Source organism: Streptomyces sp. Y2F8-2, from assembly GCF_014905555.1.
Lineage (GTDB): Bacteria > Actinomycetota > Actinomycetes > Streptomycetales > Streptomycetaceae > Streptomyces > Streptomyces cynarae.
The window spans coordinates 384,205-393,891 of the sequence record NZ_BNGS01000009.1; the positions used below are offsets into that span (position 1 = coordinate 384,205).

Annotated in this window: 6 protein-coding genes and 1 pseudogene; 6 read left to right on the plus strand and 1 reads right to left on the minus strand. The window is 69.1% G+C overall.

Translation table 11 applies throughout. The features are described 5' to 3' along the window. Positions 1–125: 125 nt before the first annotated feature. From SY2F82_RS29175 to SY2F82_RS29200, 6 genes are all read left to right on the plus strand, one after another. Positions 126–1,136 carry a LacI family DNA-binding transcriptional regulator gene (locus SY2F82_RS29175; RefSeq protein ID WP_308437796.1) on the plus strand — a complete coding sequence of 337 codons (1,011 nt, stop codon included), beginning with the start codon at positions 126–128 and terminating at the stop codon, positions 1,134–1,136. 93 nt (positions 1,137–1,229) lie between these two features. Then, entirely contained in the window at positions 1,230–4,196 is a 2,967-nt protein-coding gene (locus SY2F82_RS29180; protein ID WP_200422137.1) for a glycoside hydrolase family 2 TIM barrel-domain containing protein, read from the plus strand. A gap of 67 nt (positions 4,197–4,263) precedes the next feature. Continuing rightward, the gene (locus tag SY2F82_RS29185) at positions 4,264–5,574 is read left to right on the plus strand and encodes an ABC transporter substrate-binding protein (RefSeq protein ID WP_200422138.1); all 1,311 of its coding nucleotides are present in this window, start codon (positions 4,264–4,266) and stop codon (positions 5,572–5,574) included. Between the two features lie 98 nt (positions 5,575–5,672). After that, complete coding sequence (locus SY2F82_RS29190) at positions 5,673–6,653, plus strand: carbohydrate ABC transporter permease (protein WP_200422139.1); 981 nt, start codon at positions 5,673–5,675, stop codon at positions 6,651–6,653. Next, positions 6,650–7,528: a carbohydrate ABC transporter permease gene (locus tag SY2F82_RS29195; RefSeq protein WP_200422140.1), complete on the plus strand. Its 879-nt coding sequence runs from the start codon at positions 6,650–6,652 to the stop codon at positions 7,526–7,528. The genes SY2F82_RS29190 and SY2F82_RS29195 overlap by 4 nt, the downstream gene beginning before the upstream one ends. Positions 7,529–7,575: 47 nt before the next feature. After that, entirely contained in the window at positions 7,576–9,075 is a 1,500-nt protein-coding gene (locus SY2F82_RS29200; protein ID WP_200422141.1) for an alpha-N-arabinofuranosidase, read from the plus strand. Between the two features lie 470 nt (positions 9,076–9,545). Here the strand turns inward: SY2F82_RS29200 and SY2F82_RS39205 are convergent. Further along, positions 9,546–9,687: pseudogene (locus SY2F82_RS39205) on the minus strand (rhodanese-like domain-containing protein); the annotation flags it as partial.

A 9,687-nucleotide genomic window follows, 5' to 3' on the forward strand; every position in this document is an offset into this window, starting at 1 on the left:
CTCACCGCGCTGCGTAACGGCTGAATCACGGCCACGGTACGAAGCCTTGCCCTCCTGCGACAGTCGCCCTACGCTGACGCCACTTTCGTGGATCGATAAAAGTTTCGGGAGCCTACGTGGTGACAATGGCGGATGTGGCCGCGAGGGCGGGAGTCACGAAGCAGACCGTCTCCAACGTGGTGTCCGGCAAGAAGGTGCGGCCGGAGACCCTGGCGAAGGTGAACAAGGCGATCGCGGAACTCGGCTACAAGCCGAACCTGGTGGCGCGCTCACTCCGCACCGGCAGCACGTCGACAGTGGGGCTGTTCGTGCCATCGGTGGCCAACGCGTTCTATTCGGAGGTGGTCGAGGAGGTGGAGAACCTCCTGGTCGGCCACGGATACAACCTGCTGCTCGCAACGACGCGCGACGATCCCGACTACACCCGGGCCCACCTGGAGAACCTCACCGCGCGCTCGGTGGACGCACTGCTGGTCGCCGGGGACAACGGCGTCGAACAGCAGCTGCCGATGCTCGCCGCGGCCAACTTCCCGGTCGCGCTGTTCGCCTGGGAGGGCGACCCGCCGACCACACTCCCGGTGGTGTCCATCGACTACCAGCACGCCGGGTTCCTGGCCGGGTCTCACCTGCGGGATCTCGGCCACCGGAACGTCGCTGTGGTCGCCGACCTCCCCGCGCACACGCCGCGCGTCGTGGGGTTGCGCCGGGCGTTCGCCCCCGACGAGCTGGACGACCGCAAGGTGTTCGCCTGCACCAGCGACGACGCCGCCGGCGGCTTCGCCGCGGCCTGCGCGGCGCTGGAGGCGGATCCGGAGCTGACGGCGATCTTCGCCACCCACGACGTCCTGGCCGTCGGTGCCATAGAAGCGGTGGTCCGGTCCGGGCGGCGGATCCCCGACGACGTCAGCGTCGTCGGCTTCGACGACATCGCCCAAGTCGGGCGGATCCGACCGGCACTGACCACGGTCACCTTCCCCAAACGCGAGATGGCCCAGCAGGCCGTCGAACTGCTGCTGCGGGCCGTCGACTCGGGCCGGCCGCCGACCAATGTCGTATCGCTGCTGCGCCCGACCCTGACCGTCCGGGACAGCAGCGGTCCCGCCCGGCGCGACCGCTTGGCACCTGGCACCGCCTGACCTGCCACGGCACACCCTCATGAGCCGCCGGCGCAGTCCTTCCATGCCGTTGCCCGCTATGACGGGGCATTTTGAAAGGAAACACCTTTACTGATGAGCGGCCTCGACCCCAACGCCTACGTCGAAGACCGGTCGCCGGGCACCGGACGGCTTCGGCCGCGCGCCGCGTTCGCTTCCGACCTGCCCACGATCGCGCTCGACGGCGACTGGAGATTCCGACTGGCGTCGGGGCTGGACGACCTCATCGGGGACTTCGCCGCGCCGGACTTCGACGACACCGCCTGGGACCTGCTCGCCGTGCCGTCCTGCTGGCAGATGACCGGCCTGCCCGGCGAGCCGCGCTACGGTGCCCCGGCCTACACCAACATCCTGTACCCGTTCCCGGTCGACCCGCCGCGGGTGCCCCGGCAGAACCCGACCGGCGAGTACCGCCGCGAGTTCGACGTTCCGGACGGGTTCCCGGCATCGGCTGCGGTGCTCCGGTTCGAGGGTGTCGACTCCGCGTTCGCCGTGTGGCTCAACGGGATCCGGCTCGGCGACGGCAAGGGCAGCCGGCTGACCACCGAGTTCGACGTCTCCGCCGGTCTGCGGCCCGGCCGGAACGTACTCGCGGTCCGCGTGCACCAGTGGTCGTCCGGCAGCTACCTGGAAGACCAGGACATGTGGTGGCTGTCCGGGATCTTCCGGTCGGTGTCCGTGGCCGCCCGCGGTGTCGAGGACTTCTTCGTCCACGCCGCCTACGACCACACGACGGGGCAGGGCACCCTGACCGTCGACGTCACCGCCCCCACCCGGGTGTCCCTGTCCGTGCCCGAGCTCGGCATATCCGCCGCCGATCCGGCCGGCCCGCACGTGATCGACGGCATCGAGCCCTGGTCGGACGAGCAGCCGCGTCTGTACACGGGGGAACTGGTCTCCGAAGCCGGCGAGCGGATACCGCTGCGCATCGGCTTCCGCTCCGTGGCCGTCGTGGACGGCGTCCTGACCGTGAACGGCAGGCCGATCTCCCTGCGGGGCGTCAACCGCCACGAATGGCATCCGCTGACGGGGCGGACCCTGACCGAGGACACCATGGTGACCGACGTGCTGCTCATGAAGCAGCACAACATCAACGCGGTGCGCACCAGCCACTACCCGCCCGACCACCGTTTCCTGGACCTGTGCGACGAGCACGGCCTGTGGGTGTTCTGCGAGGGCGACCTCGAGACGCACGGCTTTGAACCCGGCGGCTGGCGGCGCAACCCCAGCGACGACCCCGCGTGGCGCGAGGCCTACCTGGACCGGGCCGAGCGGCTGGTGGAGCGCGACAAGAACCACCCCTCGGTCATCGTCTGGTCGCTGGGCAACGAGTCCGGCACCGGAGCCAACCTGGCCGCCGCAGCCGCGTGGATCCGGCAGCGCGACGACAGCCGCCTGATCCATTACGAGGGCGACTTCGCGAGCTGCGCATACGTCGACCTGTACTCCCGCATGTACATCGGTGTGGACGAGCTGGCCGCCGTGGGACGCGGCCAGGAGGCACCGACGGCTGATCCGGCCGACGACGCACACCGCCGCGCCCTGCCGGCCGTGCTGTGCGAGTACGGACACGCCATGGGCACCGGCCCCGGCGGGCTGTCCGAGTACCAGCAGGTCATCGAGGCACATCCGCGCCTGGCCGGTGGATTCATCTGGGAGTGGATCGACCACGGGATCGCCCGGCTCACCGGGCAGGAGGACCCCCACACGTTCTACGCCTACGGCGGCGACTTCGGCGAGGAGGTCCACGACGGCAATTTCGTCGCCGACGGGCTGCTCTTCCCCGACCGCACGCCGTCGCCGGGTCTGGTCGAGTACAAGAAGGTCATCGAACCGGTCCGGATCCACATCGACCCGGCGACCCGGCAGATCAGCGTGCACAACCTGCACCACGTCCGCGACAGCGGCTACCTGGACTTCCGCTGGACCGTCGAGGACGGCGGCGAGCCGGTGGGCTCCGGCGGCCTGACCGTGCCCGCGACCGCTCCGGGCGCGACGACGACCGTCGAATGGCCCGCCGAGGTCACCGCCGCGCTCGATGCGGCGCGCAAGAACGACTCCGGCCACGAGGTGTGGCTGACCGTGACCGCGGTGCTCGCCGCCGACGAGACCTGGGCCGGGGCCGGTCACGAGATCGCCTGGGCCCAGGGGCTGGTCGTGGCTCCGGCCGCCTCACCCGTCCCCTTCACTCCGGCGCCGGCGATCGCCCGTGACGGGTACATCGCACTGGGGCCCGCGCGGTTCGACGCCCGCACGGGGGTGCTGATACGGCTCGGCGACCTGGAGCTCGACGGTCCGAGGCTGGACGTCTGGCGGGCCCCGATCGACAACGACCTGCTCAGCGCCTTCGGCGAGCCGCAGATCGGCGCTTGGCTCGCCGCCGGACTGCACCGGATGCGCCACGATGTCCTGGGTGTCGAGCCCGACGCGTCGGGTCTCACGGTCACCGCCCGGCTGGCCGCCGCCGGGTCCTCCTCCGGGCTCGGTGTGGTCTACCGCTGGACGGCCTGCGACACACCGGATGCGGGCCAGGCCCGGCTCCGGCTGGAAGCCGTCGTCACCCCCGACGGCCCATGGTCGGTGCCGCTGCCCCGACTGGGGGTCGCGATGTCGCTGCCCGGCACCGACGCCGAAGTCGAGTGGTTCGGTCCCGGTCCCGGTGAGGCGTACCGCGACTCCCGCGCCGCGGCTCGCGTCGGCCGCCACCTGTCGACCGTCTCGGCGATGCAGATCCCTCAGGTCCGCCCGCAGGAGAACGGCAACCGCCACCAAGTCCGCCGAGCCAGGATCACCACCCCGGACGGCACCCTGCTCATCACCGGCGACCCGGTCATCGACCTGACAGTTCGTCCATGGAGCACCGAAGCCCTGGCCGCCGCGGCCCACCAGCACGACCTGGTCCGCGACGGCAGACTCCATCTGCACCTCGACCACGCCCACCACGGCCTCGGCAGCACGGCCTGCGGCCCGGGCCCGTCGGCACCGCACGTCCTGGCCGCGGTCACCACCGCGTTCGGCGTGGAGTTCAGCAGCAGCCGGTAGACGGGCCTTGCCCGCCCGCCCACCGGCCATCCATCAAGTCAGCCCCTGTCACAGAAGGTTCCCTCACATGGACAGCACCACCATACGCACCCGCAGACTTCTGACGATCACCACCGCGGCGCTCCTCGTGGCCGGCCTCGGCGCGTGCAGCAGCACCAAGAGCACCTCCGACAACGCGGACAAGAGCCAGGCCGGGCCGGTGAAGATGGAGTTCTGGGGCTGGGCCGGCTACGAGAAGATCGTCGACCAGTGGAACGCCTCCCACCCGAACATCAAGATCACCTTCAAGAAGATCCCGTCGGGCCCCAAGGGCGGCTACACCCAGATCAGCAACGCACTCACCGCCGGCAAGGGCCCGTGTCTGGCCCAGATCGAGTACCAGACCATCCCGTCGATGCTCGTGAAGAACTCGGTCATGGACATCACGCAGTACGCGAGCGACGGCATGGACAAGTACGTCCCGTCGGCCGTCTCCTCCTCCAGCGTCGGCGGCAAGATCTACGGGGTTCCGGTGGACGTCGGCCCGATGGTCCTCTTCTACCGCAAGGACCTGTTCGCCAAGTACGGCATCACCAAGCCGCCGGCCACCTGGGCCGAGTACAAGGCCGACGCCGAGAAGGTCACCGCCGCCGACCCCGGTGTGAAGTTCGGCCCCATGCTCGGCGACGCCGGCGGTTTGGCGGCCTTCACCCTGCAGACCGGCCAGTCCTGGTACTCGGCCAAGGGAGACAGCTGGACCGTCAGCATCGACAACCCCGGCACCCGCAAGGTCGCCTCCTACTGGCAGGACCTGAAGGACAAGGGGCTGGTGTCGAAGACCGGCAGCGCCTGGGACCCGCAGTTCAACAAGGCCTCGGAAGCCGGCAAGGTGCTGACGTTCGTCGGCCCGGCCTGGGCCGCCGGCGGTCTGAAGTCGGACCTGAAGGGCGAGGCCGGCAAGTGGAGGGTCGCCCCGATGCCGACCTGGGAGGCCGGCGACGGCAAGAGCGCCAGCGGCGGCGGCTCGGCCACCTCGGTGATGACCGGGTGCAAGACGCCCCGCGAAGCAGTGCAGTTCGCCGATTTCCTGTCCAGTGACCCGCAGGCCGTGAAGACGGGCATCGAAGGCGGGCTGTACCCGGCGTCGAAGGCCGGTCAGGAAGACCCGTCACTCACGGGGGGTGACCCGTACTTCGGCGGCCAGAAGGTCGGTGACGTGTACAAGGCCTCCGCCGCGCAGGTGCCCAGCACCTGGACCAACGGCCCGACCTTCCAGCAGGTCGAGTCGGACTTCACCGGTGCCATCGGTCAGGGCACCCTGCCGGACGCGGTCACCAAGGTCCAGGCCTCGACGGTCGCCGCGATCAAGAAGCTCGGACTGTCGGTGACCAACGGCTGAGGCAGCGGGACTTCAGCCCCCGATGGATTCCCGCGGCCGCCAGTGTCCGGCGCCGCGGGAACCCGCTCCCTGACGACGAACCGCCCAGCGAGGTTTCCATGAGCAGTCCCAGCAGCACCCGGACCGCGTCACCGCCGCGACCGGCGCCCGCGGCCACCCGCCGCGTCTCCCCCTCCGGTCGGCCGCGGCGCACCGGCCGCCGCAACGCGCTGACCGCGTCGGGTTTCCTGGCGCCGTTCGCGGTGCTCTTCCTGTCCATGATGGTCGCGCCGATCTGTTACGCGATCTACCAGAGCTTCTTCACCGTCCACCGCGCCGGGCTGTTCGGCGGTGCGCAGACCACGGAGTTCGCGGGACTGTCCAACTACGCCGACGCCTTCAGCGACCACGACTTCATCGCGTCGATCGTCCGGGTCGTGCTGCTGGGCTGCGTCCAGGTCCCGGTCATGCTCGGCCTGGCTCTCCTGCTCGCACTCCTGCTGGACTCCCGCTCGGCCCGGCTGCGGAAAACCTACCGGCTCACGTTCTTCCTGCCGTACGCGCTGCCGGGTGCGATCGCCGCGGTGATGTGGTCCTTCCTGCTGCTGAAAGACCTCTCGCCGTTCACCGGACCGCTGTCCCACATCGGGATGCACGTCGACTTCCTGTCGCCGTCGTGGGTTCCGGCCTCGATCGGGAACATGCTCACGTGGGGCTGGACCGGCTACAACATGCTGATCATCTACTCCGCGCTGCAGACGATCCCCGCCGAGGTGACGGAGGCCGCCGCGCTCGACGGCTGCACCGGCTGGCGCCTGGCGTGGGCGGTGAAGATCCCGCTGGTGCGCCCCGCGCTGGTGCTGACCACGGTCTTCTCCATCATCGGGACAGCGCAGCTGTACACCGAGCCGGCAGTGCTGGTCAGCGCGCGCATCCCGGGCGTCGACCCGAAGTTCTCCCCGATCATGAACACGACCCTGGGCATGGACGTGGGCGGCCAGAACCTGGCCGCCGCCGAGTCCGTCGTGCTCGCGCTGATCACCCTCGTGCTCTCGTTCGGATTCCTCAAGTACAACCAGCGCAAGGGAGCGATGGCATGAGCGTGATTCCGGCCGGCCGACCGACCCGACCGCCCCGGCGCGGCAGCGACATCGCGAGCAAGGTCGTCGTCAACGGCGTGCTGGGCCTGATGGCCCTGTACACGCTGATCCCGCTGTGGTGGCTGTTCGTCTCCTCGACCAAGGAATCGGGCTACCTCTACACCGGTACGCCGCTGTGGTTCTCCCACTTCGACCTGGTCACCAACATCAGGAACGTGTTCAGCTTCGAGGACGGCATCTTCCCCACCTGGCTCGCCAACAGCGCGCTGTACAGCCTCGTCGGCGCCGCCGTCGGCACCCTGCTGTCCGCGATGGCCGGCTACGCGCTGTCGAAGTTCACCTTCCGCGGCCGCGAAAGCGTGTTCAACGTCATCCTCGCCTCGGTGCTCATTCCGGCGCCGATGTTCGCCCTGCCGTTGTTCCTGCTCATGGCCAAGCTCGACATCACCAACTCCTACTGGTCGGTGCTGCTGCCCAGCTGTGTCAGCCCGTTCGGCGTCTACCTGTGCCGGATCTTCGCCGCGTCGTCCGTCCCGGACGAACTCCTTGAGGCCGCACGGCTCGACGGAGCAGGCGAACAGCGCACCTTCTTCCGGATCGCCCTGCCGCTGATGTCCCCGGCACTGGTGACCGTCTTCCTGTTCCAGTTCGTCGGCATCTGGAACAACTACCTGCTGCCCTCGCTCATGCTCAACACCCCCTCACTGCAGCCCGTCACGGTGGGCCTGGTGCAGTGGCGCTCGGAGTTCGCCAGCGGAGTGCCGCTGCTGCTGCCGATCACCGGTGCGTTCCTGTCGCTGATCCCTCTGCTCGTCGCCTTCGTCAGTCTCCAGCGGTTCTGGCGCAAGGGCCTGACCGCAGGCTCCGTCAAGTAGCGCGTTCGCTGCCCCACGCCCATCCTGACCCGCAAAGGACCACTGCATTGCCCCGCGCCCACGTCATTCTCGACAAGCAGGCCGTCATCGCTCCTGTCCGACGCCGCACCTTCGGCTCGTTCGTCGAACACCTCGGCCGCTGCGTGTACACCGGGCTCTACGAGCCGGAACACCCGAGCGCCAACGACGACGGGTTCCGTATGGACGTCGTCGAACTGGTCAGGGAGCTGGGCACCAGGACCGTCCGCTACCCGGGCGGCAACTTCGTCTCCGGCTTCCGCTGGGAGGACTCGGTCGGCCCACGCGACAAGCGCCCGGTCCGCCGCGACCTCGCCTGGCATTCGCTGGAGTCGAACCAGGTCGGCCTGGACGAGTTCGCCCGCTGGCTCAAGCTCACCGACTCCGAGATGATGCTCGCGGTCAACCTCGGCACGCGCGGCATCCTGCCCGCCCTTGACCTGCTCGAGTACGCCAACCACCCCTCCGGTACGGCGCTGTCGGACCTGCGTGTCGCCAACGGCACACCGGAGCCGCACAACATCCGCATGTGGTGCCTCGGCAACGAGATGGACGGACCCTGGCAGACCGGTTTCCTGAACGCCGACGACTACGGCAAGCTCGCCGCCCGTACCGCCGGCGCGATGAAGATGGCCGACAAGGACCTCGAACTCGTGGTCTGCGGCTCCTCCGGCTCCTGGATGCCGACCTTCGGCGACTGGGAGCGCACGGTGCTCGAGCACACCTACGACCACGTCGACTACGTCTCCTGCCACGCCTACTACCAGGAGCTCGACGGCGACCTCGGCTCCTTCCTCGCCTCGGCGACCGACATGGACTACTTCATCGACACCGTCGTCGCGACCGCCGACCACGTGGGCTACAAGAAACGCTCCAAGAAGAAGATCAACATCTCGTTCGACGAGTGGAACGTCTGGTACCAGAAGGAGTTCCATGAGTCCGACGAGGTCAACGACGAGTGGCGGCACGCCCCCCGGCAGCTGGAGGACGTCTACTCGGTGGCGGACGCCGTCGTCGTCGGCAACCTGCTGATGACGCTGCTCAAGCACAGCGACCGCGTCACCTCGGCCTCGCTCGCGCAACTGGTCAACGTGATCGCACCGATCATGACCGAGCCCGGCGGCCCTGCCTGGCGGCAGACGACCTTCTACCCGTTCTCGATCACCAGCCGGCTCGCCGCCGGTGAGGTGATCCGGCCCGTTGTCGAGGCGCCGACCTACACGACGGCACGCCATGGCGAGGCGTCCGTCGTCGACGCCGTCGCGACCGTCGACGAGGACCGGGCCGCGGTCTTCCTCGTCAACCGTGGGCTTTCGCAGGCCACTCAGGTCACCGTCGATGTGCGCAGCCTCGGCTCCTCGCGGATTCTGGAGGCGGTCACACTCGCCGACCCGGATGCGTATGCGAAGAACACACTCACCGAGCAGAACCGCGTGACCCCGCACGCGAACCCGAGCGCGATCCTGTCCGACGGGCTGCTCAGCATCGAGCTGCCGCCGGTGTCGTGGACCGCAATCGCGCTGGGCTGAGTGACTGTCACCGCCGCCGGCATGCAAGACCGCGACGGCGCTCACCGACTGCTGGCGCTGCTGCGCGAACGGTTCTCCACGATCAGTCTCGTCTGGGCCGATGGCGGCTACGCCGGACGTCTGGTGGCCTGAGCCAAGACCGTTCTGCGACTGACCGTGACAATCGTCAAACGTACCGACAAAACCGCCGGTTTCGTTGTCCTGCCCCGCAGGTGGGTCGTCGAGACGTGTCAAGCGCAGTGCACGTCGGCGAGTTTGTGCTGGTCAACGTGGGCGATGAGCCGGTGCGGCCAGCAGCTCTCGCGGCGTGTGGCGATCCAGCCGCGCGGTGCGGCCGCGCAGGGGCAGCGGATCGCGTCGGAGCTCTTCGGGCGTGGGCTGCGGGAGTCGGGGCACGGTCGCCATGATGCGGACGGCGGGCGCCGCACGCACCCGGTTTTCCCACGCCCCGAGGTACGGCGGGCGGTCGGTCAGCAGCCGCAGTCCGCGTCCTGGACAGGTGCCGTCAGAGGGTCGGCGGCGCGCTGCCCGGGGCCCTGCCAGGTCTCGTACGCGAAGCCCTCACGCACCCAGTACTCGAAGCCGCCCAGCATCTCCTTGACCCGGAAGCCC